At 58.4% G+C, this 20077-nt stretch carries 17 protein-coding genes; 6 read left to right on the top strand and 11 right to left on the bottom strand.

What is annotated here, in order from left to right; all coding sequences use genetic code 11:
- Positions 1 to 279 precede the first annotated feature (279 nt).
- Positions 280 to 1080, top strand: coding sequence for a DUF4225 domain-containing protein (locus QZ766_RS15945; RefSeq protein ID WP_297203626.1), 801 nt, complete (start codon positions 280 to 282; stop codon positions 1078 to 1080).
- Here QZ766_RS15945 and QZ766_RS15940 read toward each other — a convergent pair.
- Together QZ766_RS15940 and QZ766_RS15935 are read right to left on the bottom strand one after the other, a co-directional pair.
- Positions 1047 to 1469 (bottom strand): hypothetical protein, encoded by a 423-nt coding sequence (locus tag QZ766_RS15940; RefSeq protein ID WP_297203624.1) that lies wholly within the window; start codon positions 1467 to 1469, stop codon positions 1047 to 1049. The genes QZ766_RS15945 and QZ766_RS15940 overlap by 34 nt on opposite strands.
- A 78-nt stretch (positions 1470 to 1547) precedes the next feature.
- Positions 1548 to 3002: a methyl-accepting chemotaxis protein gene (locus tag QZ766_RS15935; RefSeq protein WP_297203622.1), complete on the bottom strand. Its 1455-nt coding sequence runs from the start codon at positions 3000 to 3002 to the stop codon at positions 1548 to 1550.
- Between the two features lie 214 nt (positions 3003 to 3216).
- Here QZ766_RS15935 and mgrA point away from each other — a divergent pair, with 214 nt between their 5' ends.
- A complete protein-coding gene (gene mgrA / locus QZ766_RS15930) occupies positions 3217 to 4257 on the top strand; it encodes an L-glyceraldehyde 3-phosphate reductase (RefSeq protein WP_297203620.1) in 1041 nt (346 codons plus the stop codon).
- A gap of 73 nt (positions 4258 to 4330) precedes the next feature.
- Here the strand turns inward: mgrA and QZ766_RS15925 are convergent, their stop codons facing one another.
- From QZ766_RS15925 to exbB, 3 genes are all read right to left on the bottom strand, one after another.
- The gene (locus QZ766_RS15925; RefSeq protein WP_297203618.1) at positions 4331 to 5239 is read right to left on the bottom strand and encodes an endonuclease/exonuclease/phosphatase family protein; all 909 of its coding nucleotides are present in this window, start codon (positions 5237 to 5239) and stop codon (positions 4331 to 4333) included.
- A 244-nt stretch (positions 5240 to 5483) separates the two neighbouring features.
- Positions 5484 to 5909 (bottom strand): TonB system transport protein ExbD, encoded by a 426-nt coding sequence (gene exbD / locus QZ766_RS15920; RefSeq protein WP_297203616.1) that lies wholly within the window; start codon positions 5907 to 5909, stop codon positions 5484 to 5486.
- Between the two features lie 6 nt (positions 5910 to 5915).
- Positions 5916 to 6647 (bottom strand): tol-pal system-associated acyl-CoA thioesterase, encoded by a 732-nt coding sequence (exbB, locus tag QZ766_RS15915; RefSeq protein ID WP_297203614.1) that lies wholly within the window; start codon positions 6645 to 6647, stop codon positions 5916 to 5918.
- Between the two features lie 252 nt (positions 6648 to 6899).
- On the opposite strand from exbB, the gene metC reads away from it, so the two are divergent.
- Complete coding sequence (metC, locus tag QZ766_RS15910) at positions 6900 to 8096, top strand: cystathionine beta-lyase (RefSeq protein ID WP_297203612.1); 1197 nt, start codon at positions 6900 to 6902, stop codon at positions 8094 to 8096.
- 440 nt (positions 8097 to 8536) lie between these two features.
- Positions 8537 to 9196 (top strand): DedA family protein, encoded by a 660-nt coding sequence (locus QZ766_RS15905; protein ID WP_297203610.1) that lies wholly within the window; start codon positions 8537 to 8539, stop codon positions 9194 to 9196.
- An 18-nt stretch (positions 9197 to 9214) separates the two neighbouring features.
- Here the strand turns inward: QZ766_RS15905 and QZ766_RS15900 are convergent, their stop codons facing one another.
- Positions 9215 to 10114, bottom strand: coding sequence for an AraC family transcriptional regulator (locus QZ766_RS15900; RefSeq protein ID WP_297203608.1), 900 nt, complete (start codon positions 10112 to 10114; stop codon positions 9215 to 9217).
- A 187-nt stretch (positions 10115 to 10301) separates the two neighbouring features.
- Here QZ766_RS15900 and yqhD point away from each other — a divergent pair, with 187 nt between their 5' ends.
- A complete protein-coding gene (gene yqhD, locus QZ766_RS15895; protein ID WP_297203606.1) occupies positions 10302 to 11465 on the top strand; it encodes an alcohol dehydrogenase in 1164 nt (387 codons plus the stop codon).
- Positions 11466 to 11574: 109 nt separating this feature from the next.
- On the top strand, positions 11575 to 12402 hold the full coding sequence (dkgA, locus tag QZ766_RS15890) for a 2,5-didehydrogluconate reductase DkgA (RefSeq protein ID WP_297203604.1): 828 nt from the start codon (positions 11575 to 11577) through the stop codon (positions 12400 to 12402).
- 60 nt (positions 12403 to 12462) lie between these two features.
- Here dkgA and QZ766_RS15885 read toward each other — a convergent pair whose 3' ends face one another.
- From QZ766_RS15885 to QZ766_RS15865, 5 genes are all read right to left on the bottom strand, one after another.
- Positions 12463 to 14640, bottom strand: coding sequence for a YgiQ family radical SAM protein (locus tag QZ766_RS15885; RefSeq protein ID WP_297203602.1), 2178 nt, complete (start codon positions 14638 to 14640; stop codon positions 12463 to 12465).
- Between the two features lie 131 nt (positions 14641 to 14771).
- On the bottom strand, positions 14772 to 16184 hold the full coding sequence (gene ftsP, locus QZ766_RS15880; RefSeq protein WP_297203600.1) for a cell division protein FtsP: 1413 nt from the start codon (positions 16182 to 16184) through the stop codon (positions 14772 to 14774).
- A gap of 47 nt (positions 16185 to 16231) precedes the next feature.
- Positions 16232 to 16972 carry a 1-acylglycerol-3-phosphate O-acyltransferase gene (locus QZ766_RS15875; RefSeq protein WP_297203597.1) on the bottom strand — a complete coding sequence of 247 codons (741 nt, stop codon included), beginning with the start codon at positions 16970 to 16972 and terminating at the stop codon, positions 16232 to 16234.
- A 158-nt stretch (positions 16973 to 17130) separates the two neighbouring features.
- Positions 17131 to 19389, bottom strand: a complete 2259-nt coding sequence (gene parC, locus QZ766_RS15870) for a DNA topoisomerase IV subunit A (protein WP_297203595.1) — start codon at positions 19387 to 19389, stop codon at positions 17131 to 17133.
- Positions 19390 to 19643: 254 nt separating this feature from the next.
- Positions 19644 to 20048: a YgiW/YdeI family stress tolerance OB fold protein gene (locus tag QZ766_RS15865; protein ID WP_297203593.1), complete on the bottom strand. Its 405-nt coding sequence runs from the start codon at positions 20046 to 20048 to the stop codon at positions 19644 to 19646.
- Between the last annotated feature and the right edge of the window lie 29 nt (positions 20049 to 20077).

Raw genomic sequence — 20077 nt, 5'->3', positions numbered from 1 at the left:
CTGGCGCCGATAGCGTAAACAGGGGCTCAGCAGGTGGGGCCCCTGTTAAACCCGACATGGTCTTAATTCAGTAAACATTTTTCCACCTTCGCGAAATAGTCCGTTCAAAGACATCCGGGATGATGGCATGCCGCTACTATACATCTTGTCGACACCGCCACGGTTACCAGCGCAACCTGTCAGATTTGATTCAACGACTACGACTTTATCAAACACATACTTGAACACTAAGCGATAGTCAGCGAAAATTCGCTCATTACCAGTTGATAAGGAAATCCAATGTATCTTGCAGTCCCTCCGGGCGAGAAAACCACTGCCTGGTCAGAAATGGCCCTCGATCGCGAAGTTCGCAAACTCATCAACGTTGCCAATACGGTTTCCGCAATGCATCTCAAAGATGGACTGACGCGCATCAAATTTGTTGAGGAAATCCGAGCGCTGATTACACAACAATTCAGCGCGGTTCGCCGATCGAAAACTCTCGATGCCTATACGAATGCCATACAGAAAATTCAGGCCGAACAAGCAAATCTGCATGAACAAGACAGGCTCATCCGCACCAAAGCGGCCCAACTTTATGCCAGGATAGAGTTTGTAAAGGAAAACAATGAAATTGTTGGCTACATGATCAGTGCAGTCAGTGTTGTTCTATCGGGATTTGAAATAGTGGCAGGCGTAGCACTTTTTGGCACCATGACCCCAGTTGGCATGCTTGCAGGAGCTACCCTGGTGATGGATGGCCTGAACGGAATTTCTAAAGAAATTAACAACCAGATATTGGGGAAAAAAGAGTCCCAAGGTGCTTTTGCTGATGGAGCGATAACCGCAGCCGAATTTTTAGGGTTCCAGGGAAATGCGGGGCTTGCTCTATACAATGGGGTCAGTTTAGCTGCAAATGTTTACGGTGTTTTCGGCTTAATCAGAAAACCCAACACCTGGCGCCTGTTCCATTATCTTCCACAAGACTTTCATCGAAAGGTCAGCTCAATGAGCAGACCAATGTTAACAATGAAAATCGTTGGTTATGGGTTGAAAGCAAAAGTAATTTACGATTTATTGTCAACAGAGAAGGGTTCCTGAAGTAATTTTCTCTTTGCTTTCCATGCTTTATAGGAAAGTAATGGAGGTTGAAAAAACCAAATAATCAATAACGCTATCAGCATAGCAATACCAAGCGAAATAACATTTTCCGTTGAGGCAATAAAAAAGGTAAGCAAATACACTGCAGCAAGAAAAAATGTCAGCAGCAATGCTGCATTAAAGCGTTTAGCCAGGTCCGATATAACCATTTCCAGAGAAAGCACGCCTTTCACGCTATACCTGTGCAGAGATTGCAGATCTGCGGGCGTAAAACCCAAAGCCAGCAGTTTTTCCTCAGTAATCGTCATATCGCGCGTGCCCTCGTCGATTAGTTTAAGCGTGAGTCTTGGAAAGAAGATATTCTCGCAGTCTTCAAGCTCAATTTCCATATCATGAAATATTGAACTCACGGCAGGTGGGCCCGCAGCCTACCCGCCTGCCGTAAGCGATAACAAACCCGCAGGATATCAGGCTGGCTCAGCCGCCAGACGAAAACGCCGCACCGCGCCCTGCAGCACGTCGGTTTGTGCCTCCAGCGCCGCCGAGGCGGTGGAGACCTGCTCCACCAGCGAGGCATTCTGCTGGGTGACGCCGTCCATCTGGGCGATAGCAATGCCCACCTGAGCGATGCCGCGGCTCTGCTCTTCCGAGGCGCTGGCTATCTGCTGCATGATGCCGGTGACCCGCTCGACTGACTGCACGATCTCCTCCATGCTGCTGCCGGCGTTGCCGGCCAGCGAAACCCCCTCCGCAACCTGTGCCGCGGCGTCGGCAATCAGCCCTTCAATCTCTTTCGCCGCCTGGGCGCTGCGGCCCGCCAGGTTGCGCACTTCGCTGGCAACCACCGCAAAGCCCCTGCCCTGTTCGCCCGCGCGCGCCGCCTCAACGGCGGCGTTGAGCGCCAGAATATTGGTCTGGAACGCGATGCTGTTTATCACATCGGTGATTTCGGCAATCCGCGCCGAGCTGCGGGAGATCCCCGACATCTTCGCCACCAGCGCCTCTACCTGCCCCGCGCCGCTGTCCGCGGTACCCGCGGCCTCTTGCGCCAGCCCGCTGGCGCGGTGGGCGCTTTGGGCGTTGTGCTCAACCGCGGCGGTGATTTGTGCCATGCTGGCCGCCGTCTGCTCCAGCGCGGCTGCCTGCTCTTCGGTGCGTCGGGAAAGGGATCCGTTGCCGGACGCAATCTCAGACGCGCCCTGCCAGATGCTGTCGCTGCTGCCGCGGATCGCGCCGACCGCGTCCCGCAGGCTCTCCTGCATGGCATTCAGAATCGGCACCATCTGCCCGACGCAGTTGCGCCCGATTTCTTCCACCGGCTGGCTGAGATCGCCCTGTGCTATCAGGCGAAAGTGCTCGCGCACCCGCTGCAGGGGCCTGACCAGCATCATCACCAGATACCTGTCGGAAAACAGCAGCAGCAGCAGCCCGAGTACGATTGCCGCCGCAACGGGGATGCGGGCAGCGGATGAGATATCGTCCACCGCGCTGCGGGTCTGCGCCAGCTGGCGATTGGCCTGCGCTATAAACCGGGCGGTGCTGGCTAAAAACGCGGGGCCGCTTTTTGAACCCGCGCCGGATGCGCCGTCATCCAGCAGCGCCTGCCAGCGGGCTACCGCGTCAGCGGCAGATTCCGCCTGCGCGGGGGCAGATGGAATTTGCCTGAATGCCGCAAGTCCGTCGCGAAGGGCGTCCAGATTTTGCCGGGCGTCGCCGGATTGACTCAGAAGGTTAAGGTAGCGTTCGCTGCCCTGGCTAATGAGCTCAATTTGCGCAACCAGCGGTCCCTCATCCCGCTGGCTTTGCGCAATACGGGAGAGCGTCCACAGACTGTAGCTGCCCACGGCAGAGCACAGCAGACAAAATAAAATAAGGACGATCAGCATCACTCTGCGGATCGTGAAATTTCGAAGCAGATTCATGTATTCTCCTGGTAATAGTGCATTTTTGGCGATCTTCGTCGCTGAGCACCCGTTATCGGCAACCCGGGGAAAAGCAGTAACGTTTTGTGATTGTTTTTTTGTAAAGTTAATTCGTCGATAAAATAACCGTTGAATGCGATCGGCAGCGCTTGCGGAGACCCGTTCTTTTTCTAGAATGGAAACAGTGTTTTAAATTGATGAAGAAGGGGAAACCATGTCCTGGACAGCCAGTCCCGATCGCTACAATCAGATGCAGTACCGCTACTGCGGGCGCAGCGGCCTTCAACTGCCGGCCCTCTCATTAGGCCTGTGGCACAACTTTGGCCACGTACATCCGCTGGATAATCAGCGCGCGCTGCTGCGTAAAGCGTTCGATTTAGGGATAAACCATTTCGATCTGGCTAATAACTACGGCCCACCGCCCGGCAGCGCGGAAGAGAATTTTGGCCGGCTGCTGAAAAGCGATTTTGCCTCCCTGCGCGATGAGCTGATCATCTCCACCAAAGCCGGATACGATATGTGGCCCGGCCCTTACGGCTCGGGCGGATCGCGTAAATATCTGCTGGCAAGCCTTGATGCCAGCCTGCGCCGCATGGGTCTGGAGTACGTGGATATCTTCTACTCCCACCGCGTGGATGAGCACACGCCGATGGAAGAGACCGCCGGGGCGCTGGCGCAGGCGGTGCAGAGCGGAAAAGCGCTGTATGTCGGCATCTCCTCCTATTCCACCGAGCGCACCCGGGCGATGGTCGAGCTGCTGCTGCAGTGGAAAATTCCACTGCTGATCCATCAGCCCTCCTACAACCTGCTCAACCGCTGGGTGGATAAAACCGGGCTGCTGGACGCGCTGGAGGAGAGCGGCACCGGCTGCATCGCTTTTACGCCGCTGGCGCAGGGGCTGCTGACCGGAAAATACCTCAATGGGATCCCGCAGGGCTCCCGCATGGAGTCTGAGGGAAACAAAGCCCGGGGCCTCACGGAGAAGATGCTCAGCAACAGCAATCTCAACAGCCTGCGCCTGCTGCAGGAGATGGCGCAGCGGCGCGGGCAGACCATGGCGCAGATGGCGCTAAGCTGGCTGCTGAAAGACGATCGGGTGACTTCGGTACTGATCGGCGCCAGCCGCCCGGAGCAGCTGGAAGAGAACGTGCGGGCGCTGGACAATTTACAGTTTAGCGACGAGGAGCTGGTGCAAATCGACCAGCACATTGCCGACGGCGAGCTTAATCTGTGGCAGGCGTCGTCGAATAAGTAGGCCGGCATCGGCAATAAAAAATCCGCCGTCGTTTTCGCGATGGCGGATTTTTTTACGACCGGCGAGCGGGCAGTTACGGATTTTTAATGATCATCTGTACCGGATAGTGATCGGAGTACTTGTCCGTAAAGTCGTCTTTCAGCACCTTCACATCCACAATGTCGTCCTTCATTTTTGGCGACACGTAAATGTAGTCGTAGCGCAGCGGCGTTTTTGCCTGATCGTAGAATATTTTGGTCGGCGCGGTCGCCACAAACGTGTTCGGGTACTTGTGCTTCAGCACGTCAATAAAGCCGCGGTCGAGGATATTCTGCTGGACGGTATAGTCCATTTTGCCGTTAACCAGATTATGCAGAACCGGCCTTTTCGCCTCTTTTTCTTGCAAATCCTTCACCATCGCCTGTTCGTCGTAGCCCGGCTTATCGAGAGGCGAGAAGGAGTTGAGATCGCCGGCGATAATCCATTTGCCGTTCGGATCGGTGCTGTACCTGATGGAGTCAAGGATCAGGTTCATCTCTTCGATGCGCTGGGACGTGCGGAACGGGTTCATGTGGGTGACCACGAAGTGGTGATTGCCGACGTCGGCAAACAGCGCGCCGTGCCACAGGTTATCGGTCACTTTCTTCACGTTGACAATGGGGTACTTCGAGGTGAGCGCGGTGGGGAAGAACTCGTCATCGTCCGGATTGGGGGACTCTTTAAGCAGCACCGCGTATGGATGTCCGTAGCTGCGGGCGAAGGCCTCCAGCTTTTCGCGGGTGAAGTGGTTCATCTCCTGCCAGGCAATTACGTCGGCGTCCTGCTTTTTCGCCCATTCGCTGAATTTCTGCTTATCTTTTGACTCGTCAGACTTCATGCCCCAGTAAGCATTGTAGCTGATGACTTTTAACTCTTTTTCCCGATCGAGGTTATCCGCCGCGTGGGAAAAAAGAGAGCAGGCCATCGCTCCCGTGAATACCGCTGCGCTAAGTAAAGCTTTCATTTTCTCTCCTGAGAATGCGTCCATGAAAAAAACTAAACACGGGCAGACTAGCGGCTCGGGGCAGAAAATTTAATGAAGGCAGTACTGTTATGCGAGGGCGATCACAGAGGCTTTTGGGGTTTGTTGATGTGAATCAAGAAGATAGATGCGGCGATTTTATGCAGCTGGCGGGCCGGCTAAAGCCTATTAAAAAAGCCGCGGCGCGAAGCGCGGCGGCTTTTATCAGAGCGGCAATTGGCGATTATTACTTCGCGCCCGTCTGCTCTTCGGCGACCAGGCCTATCTTCAGATAGCCCGCCTGATGCAGGGTATCCATCACCCGCATCATGGTCTCGTAATTCACGCTCTTGTCCGCCCGGAAGAAAATGGTGGTGTCCTTTTTGCCTTCCGTCAGGGTATTCAGCGCGCCGATCATTGTCTCCTGCGTGACCGGATCGTTACCGATAAACATGGTGTCGTCGGCCTTCACGCTGAGATAAACCGGCTTCTCGGGACGCGGCTGCGGCTGGCTGGAAGCCGCGGGCAGGTTAACTTTAACGTCAACCGTCGCCAGCGGGGCGGCAACCATGAAGATAATCAGCAGAACCAACATGACGTCAATAAACGGCGTCACGTTAATGTCGTGCATCTCCTCGCCATCTTCCATGTTTTCGTTCATGCGCATTGCCATTGCCGGTTACCCCACTCGCAGTTTTTGCGTCGGGCGAACCGGTGCAGCGTCGCTGGCGTTCAGATCCAGGTCGCGGCTCTGCAGCAGCAGCACCTGCGCGGCTACGTCGCCGAGCATCGCTTTGTAGCTGCCGATCATGCGGGCAAAGATGTTGTAGATAACTACCGCCGGGATCGCGGCGAACAGGCCAATACCGGTTGCCAGCAGGGCTTCGGCAATACCCGGCGCGACGACAGCAAGGTTGGTCGTCTGGGTCTGGGCAATGCTGATAAAGCTGTTCATGATGCCCCATACGGTGCCAAACAGTCCGACAAACGGCGAAATCGCGCCGATAGTTGCCAGGAAACCGTTACCGCGGCCCATGTAACGACCGACGGCGGCAACGCGGCGCTCGAGTCGGAAGCCGGTACGCTCTTTGATGCCTTCGCGATCTTCTGAACCTTCTGAAAGCTCAAGCTCGTTCTGCGCTTCGTTAATCAGCATCGCGCTCAGGCTTTTAGCCTGAAAAGCCGACGCTACTTCGCTGGCGTGATCCAGAGAACGCACGTCGCCGAGCAGCGCCTGCTCGCGCTTGAGGCGGCGCTTGTGCGCCAGCAGTTCGGCGCTTTTGCTAAAGAAGATAGCCCAGGTAACGACAGAGGCCAGCACGAGGCCAATCATCACTACCTTAACCACGATGTCGGCATGATGGTACATGCCCCAAACGGAGAGGTCCGTCTGCATCAAATCATTACCCACAGTGTGTCTCCACGATCTGAATCACAAAAAACCTGTGCGACATAATAACAAAACGCTATCGAATTGATAGTGGTTCTCATTACTATTTCCGCGCCAGCCGGGAAAACCCGACTTTTCTTTGCGCTGGCACAGGAAAATTATGCGCGGCAGCGCCGGCGCAAAATTTTATGCTGTATCCGTAAAGCGTCAATACAGCCTGCGGCAACCGTGCTAGTTTAGACGTCCAGACGTATAAAAACAGGTAATGCCATTATGTCCGAGAAGCACCCTCAGCAGCTGGAAACCGCGCTGGTCCACGCGGGACGCAGCAAGCGTTACACCCAGGGCTCCGTCAACAGCGTTATCCAGCGCGCCTCCTCGCTGGTGTTTGATACTGTCGAAGCCAAGAAGCACGCCACGCGCAACCGCGCGAAAGGCGAGCTGTTTTACGGCCGCCGGGGCACCCTGACCCACTTCTCGCTGCAGGACGCCATGTGCGAGCTGGAAGGCGGTGCGGGCTGCGCGCTGTTCCCCTGCGGCGCGGCGGCGGTAGCCAACAGCATCCTCGCCTTCGTCGAGCAGGGAGATCATATTCTGGTGACCAACACCGCCTATGAGCCAACCCAGGATTTTTGCAGCAAGATCCTCGCCAAAATGGGCATCACCACCGGCTGGTTCGATCCGCTCATCGGCGCCGATATTGCAGCGCTGGTCCAGCCCAATACGCGGGTAGTGTTCCTTGAATCACCGGGCTCCATCACCATGGAAGTGCACGATGTGCCGGCGATTGTCGCCGCGGTGCGCAGCGTGGCGCCGGACGCGATTATCATGATGGATAACACCTGGGCGGCGGGCGTGCTGTTTAAGGCGCTGGAGTTCGGGATTGATATTTCGATTCAGGCCGCAACCAAATACCTGATCGGCCACTCCGACGGCATGATTGGCACCGCCGTTTCAAACGCCCGCTGCTGGGACCAGCTGCGAGAGAATGCTTATCTGATGGGGCAGATGGTGGATGCCGATACCGCCTACATGACCAGCCGCGGGCTGCGCACCCTGAGCGTGCGTCTGCGCCAGCATCACGAAAGCAGCCTGCGCATCGCCGGGTGGCTGGCTAAGCATCCGCAGGTGGAGCGCGTTAATCATCCCGCCCTGCCCGGCAGCAAGGGGCACGCCTTCTGGCAGCGCGACTTCACCGGCAGCAGCGGCCTGTTCTCTTTTGTGCTGAAAAAGCGCCTGAACGATGCGGAACTGGCGGCCTATCTCGACAACTTTAGCCTGTTCAGCATGGCCTACTCCTGGGGCGGATTTGAGTCATTAATTTTACCTAACCAGCCCGAGCAGCTGGCGGCCATTCGCCCGCAGGGCGAGGTAGACTTCAGCGGCACGCTGATCCGCCTGCACGTTGGTCTGGAAAATGTCGATGATCTGATTGCCGATTTGGCCGCGGGCTTCGAACGCATCGCCTGATGTCTTACAGACAGGAGGCGGGAACCGGACAAATAAGGTTACAATCGTCTGTAAGATATGCGCCCGTAATCAAGATGTTTATGGCGATTAGGGCGTATACTCTAGGGCAAATCGTCCAGATCGCACCGCAGATACGCTTAATTGTCCCCGAACGGCACCTTTGCTGCTCTTTATAGGGTCAATGTCTCGCGGGCTAAAGATGAAGTGTATACCCAAAATAATTCGAGTTGCTTGAAGGCGGCAAGAGAGCGAATCCCCGGGAGCTTACTGGAGTAAGTGACCGGGGTGAGCGACAAATCTGTCTGGAACAGATTTGAACGTCGCGAAGCGATGGCCCTTCAGGGCGAGGCTCATGGATGAGCCGAGTAGCGCAGCCAACGCACAAGCAGCTTGAAGTATGACGGGTATATAACCGGAAATGTTGCTCCACAGGAAAGTCCATGGTTGTTATTCAAGAGATTGTCGCCGCCCTCTGGCAACATGATTTTACCGCACTGGCTAATCCCCACGTCGTTGGCGTTGTTTATCTGGTTATGTTTGCGACGCTGTTTTTAGAAAACGGCCTGCTGCCGGCGTCTTTCCTTCCCGGCGACAGCCTGCTGCTGCTTGCCGGGGCGCTGATCGCCAAAGGCGTCATGGACTTTGTCCCTACGATGGTGATTTTGACGACTGCCGCCAGCCTTGGCTGCTGGCTTAGCTATATTCAGGGCCGCTGGCTGGGGAATACCTCGGTAGTTAAGGGCTGGCTGGCGCACCTGCCGGTGAAGTATCACGAGCGCGCCACCTGCATGTTCGATCGCCACGGGCTGCTGGCCCTGCTGGCGGGGCGCTTCCTGGCCTTTATCCGCACCCTGCTGCCGACGATGGCGGGCATCTCCGGGCTCTCCAACCGCCGCTTTCAGTTCTTTAACTGGCTGAGCGCCATGGTGTGGGTCGGCGTGGTCACCGGCTTTGGCTATATGCTGAGCATGATCCCGTTCGTTAAGCGCCACGAAGATCAGGTGATGACGTTCCTGATGATCCTGCCGATTTTTCTGCTGGTTTGCGGCCTGTTCGGCGCCGTTGCCGTCGTTATCAAGAAGAAGTACTGCAGCGCCTGATCGCGCTGCACGTTGTCTCTACACGCCGGGAAAGCCGCGAATGCGCGCGGCATCTTCCCCCGGCGTCGTGCCAAAGTAACGCTTAAACTCCCGACTGAACTGCGACGCGCTTTCGTAGCCGACGCGCATTGCCGCGGTGCTGACGTTCAGCCCGTCGTGGGCCATCAGCAGCCGCGCCTTGTGCAGGCGATACGATTTTAGATACTGCAGCGGCGAGGTGCTGGTCACCGATTTAAAGTTGTGGTGAAACGCCGACACGCTCATGTTGGCCTCTGCCGCCAGCTGGTCGACGCTCAGGGATTCGGTATAGTGGCTTTCAATGCGCTTTAGCACCCGGCTTATCAGGCTGAAGTGCGTCTGGCGGCTCACCAGCGCCATTAGCGCCCCGCCCTGTGGCCCAATCAGCACGTGGTAAAGCAGCTCGCGCACCACCTGCTTGCCGAGAATGCGCGCGTCCAGCGGACGCTCAATGACGTCCAGCAGCCGCTCTGCCGCGCACAGGATCTCCTCCGTCAGCGGCGAAGAGTTGATGCCGCTCTCCGCTTTGGCGGGATGAAACAGCGCATCTTCGCCAATATCCATCAGCAGCTCCTGCAGCTGGAGAATATCCACGTCCAGCCGCATCCCCGCCAGCGGAACGTCCGGGGTGGCGACGGTTTCGCACTCGAACGGCAGCGGCACAGTCAGCAGCAGGTATTCCGTAGCGTCGTAGCGGAAAGTCCTGGCATTGATATAGCCAATTTTGTGCCCGGAAAAGAGAAATATGATGCCTGGCTGGTACATTACCGGCATGCGCGGCCAGGGCTGCGTGTCGTATAAAAGCCGCACGGCGGGCAGCCGCTCTCTCAGCTCATCTTCTTTACTTATCAGTGATTTAATTTTTTCAGCCAGTGAAAGACAGACCGCTTCCCGGTTCATGATTGGGCTCCTGACGCGCGCCGTTTTTGAGATGAGTATTGTGTCCTGTCTTGCGCATATTCTCCAGCCCGCCGGAGGAATGGGCAAGACAACGGCAGGAACGTGCATTGAGGAAAAAAGCGACCGGGATCACAATGTCCGACATCGACAGCCCTTCCGGCTGCCATCGCTATCAAGGGAGCAAACTATGTTTAATTTTAACCTGCACACCCCAACCCGCATTCTGTTTGGCAAAGGCGCGATTGCCGATCTGCGCGCTCAGATCCCGGACGACGCCCGCGTGCTCGTCACCTACGGCGGCGGCAGCGTGAAGAAAACCGGCGTACTGGATCAGGTCCTGAGCAGCCTGAACGGGCTGGAGGTGATTGAGTTCGGCGGCATCGAACCGAACCCCTCTTATGAAACCCTGATGAACGCGGTGAAAATCGCCCGCGAGCAGCAGGTGACGTTCCTGCTGGCGGTAGGCGGCGGCTCGGTGCTGGACGGCACCAAGTTTATCGCGGCGGCGGCGCACTATGCCGACGGCGTCGATCCGTGGGAGATTCTGGAAAACGGCGGCGCCAGCATCACCAGCGCGATCCCGATGGGTTCAGTGCTGACCCTGCCGGCCACCGGCTCTGAATCAAACATGGGCGCGGTTATCTCGCGTAAAACCACCGGCGACAAGCGGGCGTTTATGAATCCGCACGTGCAGCCCCAGTTTGCGGTGCTGGATCCGGTGTACACCTATACTCTGCCGCCGCGCCAGACCGCCAACGGCGTGGTTGACGCCTTTGTCCACACCGTTGAGCAGTACGTGACCTATCCGGTTAACGCCAAAATTCAGGATCGCTTTGCGGAAGGCATTCTGCTGACGCTTATCGAAGAAGGCCCGAAAGCGCTGGCCGAAGCCGATAACTATGACGTTCGCGCCAACGTGATGTGGGCCGCAACCCAGGCGCTGAACGGCCTGATCGGCGCCGGCGTACCGCAGGACTGGGCGACCCACATGCTCGGCCACGAGCTGACCGCCCTGCACGGGCTTGACCATGCCCAGACGCTGGCCGTGGTGCTTCCGTCTCTGTGGAACGTCAAGCGCGACAGCAAGCGCGCCAAGCTGCTGCAGTACGCGGCGCGGGTGTGGAACATTACCGAAGGCACCGACGATCAGCGTATTGACGCGGCGATCACCGCGACCCGCCGCTTCTTCGAAAGCATGGGCGTCGGCACCCGCCTGTCCGACTACGGTCTGGACGGCAGCTCAATCCCGCAGCTGATCGCCAAGCTCGAAGAGCACGGGATGACGAAACTGGGCGAAAATCAGGATATTACCCTCGACGTCAGCCGCCGCATTTACGAAGCCGCGCGCTAAGGTTTTTCCGCATTCCCTTTCGTTTTTGCGGATTTATACCAGGCTTAATGCTACCACTTCACCGGAGAAGGGCTCTTCCTCCGGTGAAGTCTCATCTAAGGAGGAACGCATGACACATCCAACCGTAATCAAGCTTCACGACGGCAACGTAATGCCGCAACTGGGTCTCGGCGTGTGGAAAGCAGGCAACGAGGACGTTGTAAACGCCATCCATAAAGCGCTGGAAGTGGGCTACCGCGCCATTGACACTGCCGCCGCCTACAAGAACGAAGAAGGCGTGGGGAAAGCGATAAAAAGTGCGGCCCTGCCGCGGGAAGAGCTGTTTATCACCTCCAAGCTGTGGAACGACGATCAGAAGCGCCCGGCGGAAGCCCTGCGCGAAAGCCTCGACAAGCTGCAGCTGGACTATCTCGACCTGTATCTGATCCACTGGCCGGTGCCGGCTATCGATCGCTATGTGGAGGCGTGGAAAGGGCTGATCGAGCTTCAGCAGCAGGGGCTCATCAAGAGCATCGGCGTATGTAACTTCCAGGCGCCGCACCTGCAGCGGCTGATTGACGAAACCGGCGTGACGCCCGTCATCAACCAGATTGAGCTGCACCCGCTGATGCAGCAGCGCCAGCTGCACGTCTGGAATGCCAACCACAAGATTCAGACCGAGTCCTGGAGCCCGCTGGCCCAGGGTGGCGAAGGGGTATTCGATCAGGCGATTATCCGCAAGCTGGCGGATAAATACGGCAAGACGCCGGCGCAGGTGGTGATCCGCTGGCATCTGGACAGCGGCCTGGTGGTGATCCCGAAATCCGTGACGCCATCGCGCATCGCGGAAAACTTCGACGTCTGGGATTTCCGCCTCGATAAAGACGAGCTGGCCGACATTGCCAAACTGGATCAGGGCAAGCGCCTGGGGCCGGACCCGGATAAATTTGACGGCTAAACCTGGCTGAGCAATGTACGAATAAAAACGCCCGGCGGCTTTGCTGCCCCGGGCGTTTTTTTATGGCTTAACCTGCCGTCTGCCGGCTACTTTCGGCCTGCGTCCGGCAGGCGAGCGCTGGTGCGCGGCGGGGGTATGCCTGGTTAAAGCCGGCTGCGCGCGGCTGTTTTGCCGCCGCGCGGCGCGCATCTCTTCCAGCGTCGGGGCCGGCACCAGGCAATCGCGGCGTCCGCCGATCAGGTGTTTTTTCCCCATCGCCTCCAGCGCCTGGCGGATCAGCGCCCAGTTCGCCGGATCGTGATAGCGCAGCAGCGCTTTGTGCAGGCGGCGCTGTCGATCGCCCTTCGGTACCACTACGTCCTCGCTCTTGTAATTCACCTTACCCAGCGGGTTTTTACCGGTGTAATACATGGTGGTGGAGTTCGCCAGCGGCGAGGGATAAAAGTTCTGCACCTGATCCAGCCGGAAGCGGTGGCGCTTGAGCCACAGAGCCAGATTCACCATGTCTTCATCGGTGGTGCCCGGATGGGCGGAGATGAAGTACGGGATCAGGTACTGCTCTTTGCCCGCCTGCTTCGAATAGGTGTCGAAAAGCTCCTTAAAGCGGTGATAGCTGCCCATCCCCGGCTTCATCATTTTCGACAGCGGGCCGGTTTCGGTGTGCTCCGGCGCTATTTTCAGATAGCCGCCCACGTGATGCGTCGCCAGCTCTTTGATATAGCGCGGGTCTTCCACCGCCAGATCGTAGCGCACGCCGGAGGCAATCAGGATCTTCTTCACGCCCTTCAGATCCCGCGCCCGGCGGTAGAGGTTGATCGTCGGCTCGTGGTTGGTGTCCATGTGCGGGCAGATCTCCGGGTAAACGCAGGAGAGGCGGCGGCAGGTCTGCTCGGCGCGCGGCGAGGTGCAGCGCAGCATGTACATGTTGGCCGTCGGCCCGCCAAGATCGGAGATAATCCCGGTAAAGCCGGGCACGCTGTCGCGAATGGCTTCGATCTCGTTAATGATCGAGTCTTCGGAGCGGCTCTGAATAATGCGTCCTTCGTGCTCGGTGATCGAGCAGAACGCACAGCCGCCGAAGCAGCCGCGCATGATATTGATCGAGAAGCGGATCATTTCGTAAGCCGGGATGCGGCTTTTGCCGTAGGCCGGATGCGGCACGCGCTGGTAGGGCAGCGCGAAAATGCTGTCCATCTCTTCGGTAGAGAGCGGGATCGCCGGCGGATTCAGCCAGATATAGCGATCCCCCTGCTTTTGCATCAGCGCCCGGGCGCAGCCCGGATTGGTTTCATGATGCAGAATGCGCGAGGCGTGAGCGTACATGACCTTGTCGCCTTTTACCTTCTCCCAGGATGGCAGCAGCACGTAGGTTTTCTCCCACGGTTTCGGCTTCGGCGGCTGAACGGTGATCGGCTTTGCTTCGTGCTTATTCGGCACCGTCGGCTGGTTGGTCATACAGGCCAGATCGTCGCCGTAAGGATGCGGAATAGGATCGATTTTACCGGGGGTGTCCAGCCGCGTGGAGTCCACGCCGCTCCAGCCCGGCAGCGCCTCTTTAACCATAAACGCGGTGTTGCGCACGTCGCGAATCGTGGTAATGGACTCGCCCAGGGCCAGCCGGTGGGCAACTTCCACCAGCGGCCGCTCGCCGTTGCCGAAAATCAGCATGTCGGCCTTGGAGTCCACCAGCACCGAACGGCGCACGGTATCGGACCAGTAGTCGTAGTGGGCGGTACGGCGCAGGCTGGCCTCAATCCCGCCGAGGATCACCGGCACGTCTTTCCATGCCTCTTTGCAGCGCTGAGTGTATACCAGCGTGGCGCGATCCGGACGCTTGCCGGCAACGTTGTCCGGCGTATAAGCATCGTCGTGGCGCAGCTTGCGATCGGCGGTGTAGCGGTTGATCATCGAATCCATGTTGCCGGCGGTGACGCCGAAGAACAGGTTCGGCTTGCCGAGGCGCATGAAGTCCTCTTTGCTGTTCCAGTCAGGCTGGGCAATGATCCCCACCCGAAAGCCCTGCGCCTCCAGCATGCGGCCGCAAATCGCCATCCCGAAGCTCGGATGATCGACGTAGGCGTCTCCGGTCACCATGATGATGTCGCAGCTGTCCCAGCCGAGTTGATCCATCTCTTCCCGGGACATCGGTAAAAACGGCGCCGGGCCAAAACAGGCTGCCCAGTACTGGGGCCAGGAGAAGAGGTTGCGATCCGGCTGGATCAGGGATGTTGCGCTCATAAAACTTCCGGGAATGGTTAAAAAGGCTACAAAAGGCGGGGATTATACGCCTGATGGCACTATAAAACGAAGGGTTTATTTGGTGCAGTACCGGGCGGCGGCGGCGGCGCGTCGCCCGGATAGAATCGCGGTTACGGGGCGGGGTTTACCAGAATCTGTCCGAGAGAGCCCCTGTCCGCCAGCTCCAGCGTCTGGCTGCCGAACTGGAACGGGAAGTGCGGCCATGACGGCTGGCCGAAGTAGACCAGCAGCTCCACCTGGCCGTCCACCCACACGGTATCTTTCCAGCCGCGGTCTTCCGGAAACGGCATCGCGCCGTTGACGTTGGTTATCTGGAACATTACGCCTTCAATATGGAACGACTGCGGCGAGTCGGCGCGCAGGGTCCAGCGCTCCCAGTTGCCCTGCTGGGCGGTCACGTCGATGCGCTGCGGGTCCCAGAGGTGGCCGTTAATGCCCGGATCGTCACCGAGGGTAAAATCGCGGTTGCGGATAGGGGAACCGGCCACCACGTCGGCGGGCAGCAGGCGCAGCGGCAGGCTGTCGGTGACCAGCGGCAGCAGGCCGGTGGGGCGCAGCGTCAGCACCAGTGTAGAAATAAGCACGCTGGAAGGTTCAAAGAAGCCGCGGATCCTGTCGACGATGCTGGCTGCTTCACCGCAGGTAATCGACACTTCATCACCGTTGGTCATGTCCACCAGCACTTCGCGCCGCTCGCCGGGCGCCAGAGAAAGCTGCTTTACCGACACCGGCGCCGGCAGAAATCCCTGATCGCCGGAAATGACGTGCAGCGGGCGTCCGTCGCTCATCTGCAGCTGGTAGCGGCGGGCATTGGAGGCGTTAAGCAGGCGCAGGCGCACCCAGCCGCGGGAAACGTCAACGTACGGGCTCTGGGCGCCGTTCACCATCAGCGCATCGCCGAGGAAGCCGCCGCTGCCCGGCTCGCTGTACTCCGGCGCGCCGAAGTTATCGAGGCGCTTGTCCTGAATAATGATCGGAAAATCGTCCACGCCGTAGTGGTTGGGAATGGGCAGCGATTTGCTGACATCGTCCTCAACCAGCCACATGCCGGCGAGGCCGTTATAGACCTGCTGCGCCATGTGGTTGGGCGTATTCGCCTGATACCAGAGGGTAGCGGCGCTCTGGCGGATAGGCAGTACCGGCGCCCAGTCGGCGTTCGGCGACATCATCCGCGGCGCACCGCCGGTGAGTGGCCCCGGGACCTGCAGGCCGCGAATGGTCATGGCAACGTTTTCCGTCAGCCGGTTGCTGTAGATAAGCTTGACGTCATCGCCGTTCCAGACGCGGATGGTCGGCCCCAGATAGCGTCCGTTAATCCCCCACACCGGCGCGCGGGTGCCCGGCGTAAAAGACCAGTGCGCGCGCTGCAGGGTCATAAACAGCGGCTGGCCGCGCCGCGATTCGAGCAGCGGAGGTACCGGCAGCGCGGGCTGCTGGCCCGCCGCATGGGCCTTCAGCGGCGCTGCACCAGCACACAGTGCCAGCCCTGATGCCTGAATAAACTGACGCCGACTGAATGACATAGCAACTCCAGAGTAACAACGTTGATGCGGGAACCCTTCCCGGGAATTTATTTCTGCTTTTTGGCCGCTTCGCGCTGGGCCACTTCCTTGTCCAGCTCGTCGATTTTGGCGAGCATCAAATCGCGGCAGTAGGTGGACAGTTCGCGAACCCTGTCCTTGCCCCAGCCGGTGGTGTCTACCGGCGGCAGCATCTCAACGATCGCCAGTCCGTTATCCAGCCGGTTGAGGTTAATTTTATTTGAGGTGGTGGACACGCATACCGGAATGATCGGCACGCCCGCGGCGATGGCGGCGTGAAACGCGCCGGTTTTAAACGGCAGCAGGCCGCGGCCGCGGCTGCGGGTGCCTTCCGGGAACATCCAGAAGGAGATGCGGCGCTTTTTAAAGGCGTTAACCACGCCGGAGATGGTGCCGTGCGCTTTAGTGCGGTTGTTGCGGTCGATCAGCAGGTTGCCGGTCAGCCAGTAGAGCAGGCCAAAAAACGGTACCCACAGCAGGCTCTTTTTACCCACCGTCACGGTCGGCGGCTGCACGATGTTGGCGGCGGTCACCATGTCATAGTTGTTCTGGTGGTTAGCAATATAGATGGCATTACCGAAGTTCTCGTACCCTTGCGGAAAGCGCTTTTCAACCTTCAGGCCCAGCACCGGCGCGAGCCTGCCGAACATATGGCCAAAGGTCGCGACGTGCTTTGGATTGCGCGGGCTGAAAAGGCAATAAATGCAGCCTAAAACGCACACCAGAATAGAGTAGATGACAACGATAATTACACGGAGAATCAATAACATAAAAAACCTCTAGGCCCCTCACCGCTTAGAATTATATACCGGCGGAGACAGTATGACAGGCAGGTCTCTGAAAACGCTATTGTTAATCGCAGCGCACGAATTAACAACGATTTTACAGCAAATTTTATTAGCCCCTGCCGCAGCAGGGGCCGGGACGTTTACTCTTCGCTATTGCCCGCGCCGGGACGCAGCGGCGAATCAATATCGATACGATCAATTTTTTGCAGGCCGCGCATCAGCGTGCCGCGGCGTCCGCGCTCGCCGGTGACTTTCTGCAGCTCTTCCGGACGCAGCTTGATCTTGCGCTTGCCGACGTGGATGGTCAGCGTGCTCTGCGGCGGCAGGATGTACAGATGCGCCAGCCCGTCCGCGCCGCTGGCGGCATCGGCGGACGGAATGCCGATAATCTTGTTACCCTTGCCTTTCGACAGCTGCGGCAGATCGCTGACCGGGAACATCAGCATACGTCCGGCGCGGGTAATGGCCAGCAGCATGTCGGTTTCATCTTCGATTACCAGCGGCGGCATAACCTGCGCGTTATCCGGCAGGTTAATCAGCGCCTTGCCAGCCCGGTTGCGGGCCTCAAGATCTTTGAAGGTGCAGACAAAACCGTAGCCGGCATCGGAGGCGAGCAGCAGTTTCTGCTCGTCACTTTCCATCAGCATGTGCTCGACGGTGGCGCCCGGCGGCAGCGTCAGCTTGCCGGTGACCGGCTCGCCCTGGCCGCGCGCCGACGGCAGCGTAATCGGATCGATGGCGTAGCTGCGCCCGGTAGTATCAATAAACACTACCGGCTGGTTGCTCTTGCCTTTCACCGATGACTTCCAGCCGTCGCCCGCTTTGTAGCTCAGCCCTTTGGCGTCGATATCGTGGCCTTTGGCGCTGCGCACCCAGCCCATCTGCGACAGCACGATAGTGACCGGCTCGGACGGCAGCATATCGTGCTCGCTCATTGCCTTCGCTTCTTCGCGCTCGCGCAGCGGCGAGCGGCGATCGTCGCCGAATGCGTCGGCGTCGGCCTGCAGCTCTTTCTTCAGCAGGGTATTCATCTTGCGCTCGGAAGCCAGGATGGCCTGAATCTTATCGCGCTCTTTTTCCAGCTCGCTCTGCTCGCCGCGAATTTTCACCTCTTCCAGCTTGGCGAGGTGGCGCAGTTTCAGCTCGAGGATGGCTTCCGCCTGGGTTTCGCTGATGTCAAAGCGCGACATCAGCACCGGCTTCGGCTCGTCCTCGGTGCGGATAATATGAATCACTTCGTCGATATTGAGAAACGCCACCAGCAAACCTTCCAGGATATGCAGGCGTCGGAGCACTTTCTCCAGACGATAGTTAAGGCGGCGGCGCACGGTGTCGCGACGAAACGACAGCCACTCGGTGAGGATCTCCAGCAGGTTTTTCACCGCCGGACGGTTGTCCAGACCGATCATGTTCAGGTTAACACGGTAGCTTTTTTCCAGATCGGTGGTGGCAAACAGGTGGTTCATTACCTGCTCCATGTCCACGCGGTTGGAGCGCGGCACAATCACCAGCCGCGTTGGATTTTCGTGATCCGACTCGTCGCGCAGGTCGTCCACCATCGGCAGCTTTTTATTGCGCATCTGGGAGGCAATCTGCTCCAGCACGCGCGCGCCGGATACCTGGTGCGGCAGCGCGGAGATAACCACCGCGCCGTCTTCTTTACTCCACACCGCGCGCATGCGAATCGAGCCGCGGCCGTTCTGGTAGATTTTGCGGATGTCCGCCCGGGGCGTGATGATTTCAGCCTCGGTGGGATAGTCCGGGCCCTGCACGATATCCAGCAGTTCGTCGAGGGTGGTTTTCGGCTGCTCAATCAGGGCCATTGCTGCGTTAGCCACTTCCCGCAGGTTGTGCGGCGGAATGTCAGTGGCCATACCCACGGCGATACCGGTGGTGCCGTTCAGCAGAATGTTCGGCAGGCGCGCCGGGAGCGTACGCGGCTCCTGCAGCGTGCCGTCGAAATTTGGCGTCCAGTCAACGGTGCCCTGCCCCAGCTCTGCCAGCAGCACTTCGGCATATTTGGAGAGGCGGGATTCGGTGTAGCGCATCGCGGCGAAAGACTTCGGATCGTCAGGCGCGCCCCAGTTCCCCTGCCCGTCTACCAGCGGATAGCGGTAGGAGAACGGCTGCGCCATCAGCACCATCGCTTCGTAGCAGGCGCTGTCGCCGTGGGGATGATATTTACCCAGCACGTCACCCACGGTGCGGGCCGATTTTTTAAACTTCGCGCTGGCGCTCAGGCCCAGCTCGGACATGGCGTATACGATGCGGCGCTGAACGGGTTTTAAGCCGTCGCCGATAAAGGGCAGCGCGCGATCCATGATGACGTACATGGAGTAGTCGAGGTACGCCTTTTCCGTAAATTCATGTAGCGCAAGGCGCTCTGCCATATCGCTCATTAATATTGATTCCTCACTCGAAACGCCGCGCGGGAGTGCCGCCGGCAAGCATCGGGCGATAATACCCTATCTCGTCTGGCGAGTCACAGGATGCCGCCGGCCAGGCCTGTGGTACAGCGGGCCGGGAGCAGTGGCAATGACGGATGGGAAAAGTAAAAAGCCCCGCCGGCGCGGGATTGCGTCGGCGGGGCTACGCTTGCCGTATCAGCTACGGGCAGGCGCCTGCCGCCGCGGTTGCGGCGGCGGTGGTTACGTTACTGGCTCACTTTTTTGATCTGCTTAACGTCAATATCGACGCCGTGCTTGTCCTGATCCACTTCACCCTGAATTTCAACAACGTCCTTCGGCGTGATGTTCAGGCCGTTCCAGCGCTTGTGGTCGATCTCGACGCTGATGGTGCCGGTGCTGTCTTTGAAGGTGTAATCATCGTGTGACGTTTGCTGAATAATGTTACCGCGCAGGGTGACATTGGCATCGTCAGCCATCTTTTTCGCCGCATCGACGGTGGTCACGCTGCTGTTAGGACCGGAAAAACCGCCGGTCTGCTGCTGCGCTGAAGTCGGCGCGCCCGGGCCGGAAAAACCGCCTTCGGCGTTGGCTGCAAATACCGGGGCCGACATTAACGCTACAATAGCTGCCAGAGCAAAAGTCTTCTTCATGATTGTTTCTCCCTTCATCGTGTTTGAGT

Source organism: uncultured Pluralibacter sp. (assembly GCF_913775985.1).
GTDB lineage: Bacteria > Pseudomonadota > Gammaproteobacteria > Enterobacterales > Enterobacteriaceae > Pluralibacter.
The sequence above is the reverse complement of the archived record's forward strand: the minus strand, read 5'-3'. Positions and strand labels throughout refer to the sequence as shown.

Excerpts from the sequence above, each read along its gene's own strand:
- QZ766_RS15945 (WP_297203626.1), top strand. The coding sequence starts at position 280 with ATGTATCTTGCAGTCCCTCCGGGCGAGAAAACCACTGCCTGGTCAGAA.
- QZ766_RS15940 (WP_297203624.1), bottom strand. The coding sequence starts at position 1,469 with ATGGAAATTGAGCTTGAAGACTGCGAGAATATCTTCTTTCCAAGACTC.
- QZ766_RS15935 (WP_297203622.1), bottom strand. The coding sequence starts at position 3,002 with ATGAATCTGCTTCGAAATTTCACGATCCGCAGAGTGATGCTGATCGTC.
- mgrA (WP_297203620.1), top strand. The coding sequence starts at position 3,217 with ATGTCCTGGACAGCCAGTCCCGATCGCTACAATCAGATGCAGTACCGC.
- QZ766_RS15925 (WP_297203618.1), bottom strand. The coding sequence starts at position 5,239 with ATGAAAGCTTTACTTAGCGCAGCGGTATTCACGGGAGCGATGGCCTGC.
- exbD (WP_297203616.1), bottom strand. The coding sequence starts at position 5,909 with ATGGCAATGCGCATGAACGAAAACATGGAAGATGGCGAGGAGATGCAC.
- metC (WP_297203612.1), top strand. The coding sequence starts at position 6,900 with ATGTCCGAGAAGCACCCTCAGCAGCTGGAAACCGCGCTGGTCCACGCG.
- QZ766_RS15905 (WP_297203610.1), top strand. The coding sequence starts at position 8,537 with ATGGTTGTTATTCAAGAGATTGTCGCCGCCCTCTGGCAACATGATTTT.
- QZ766_RS15900 (WP_297203608.1), bottom strand. The coding sequence starts at position 10,114 with ATGAACCGGGAAGCGGTCTGTCTTTCACTGGCTGAAAAAATTAAATCA.
- yqhD (WP_297203606.1), top strand. The coding sequence starts at position 10,302 with ATGTTTAATTTTAACCTGCACACCCCAACCCGCATTCTGTTTGGCAAA.
- dkgA (WP_297203604.1), top strand. The coding sequence starts at position 11,575 with ATGACACATCCAACCGTAATCAAGCTTCACGACGGCAACGTAATGCCG.
- QZ766_RS15885 (WP_297203602.1), bottom strand. The coding sequence starts at position 14,640 with ATGAGCGCAACATCCCTGATCCAGCCGGATCGCAACCTCTTCTCCTGG.
- ftsP (WP_297203600.1), bottom strand. The coding sequence starts at position 16,184 with ATGTCATTCAGTCGGCGTCAGTTTATTCAGGCATCAGGGCTGGCACTG.
- QZ766_RS15875 (WP_297203597.1), bottom strand. The coding sequence starts at position 16,972 with ATGTTATTGATTCTCCGTGTAATTATCGTTGTCATCTACTCTATTCTG.
- parC (WP_297203595.1), bottom strand. The coding sequence starts at position 19,389 with ATGAGCGATATGGCAGAGCGCCTTGCGCTACATGAATTTACGGAAAAG.
- QZ766_RS15865 (WP_297203593.1), bottom strand. The coding sequence starts at position 20,048 with ATGAAGAAGACTTTTGCTCTGGCAGCTATTGTAGCGTTAATGTCGGCC.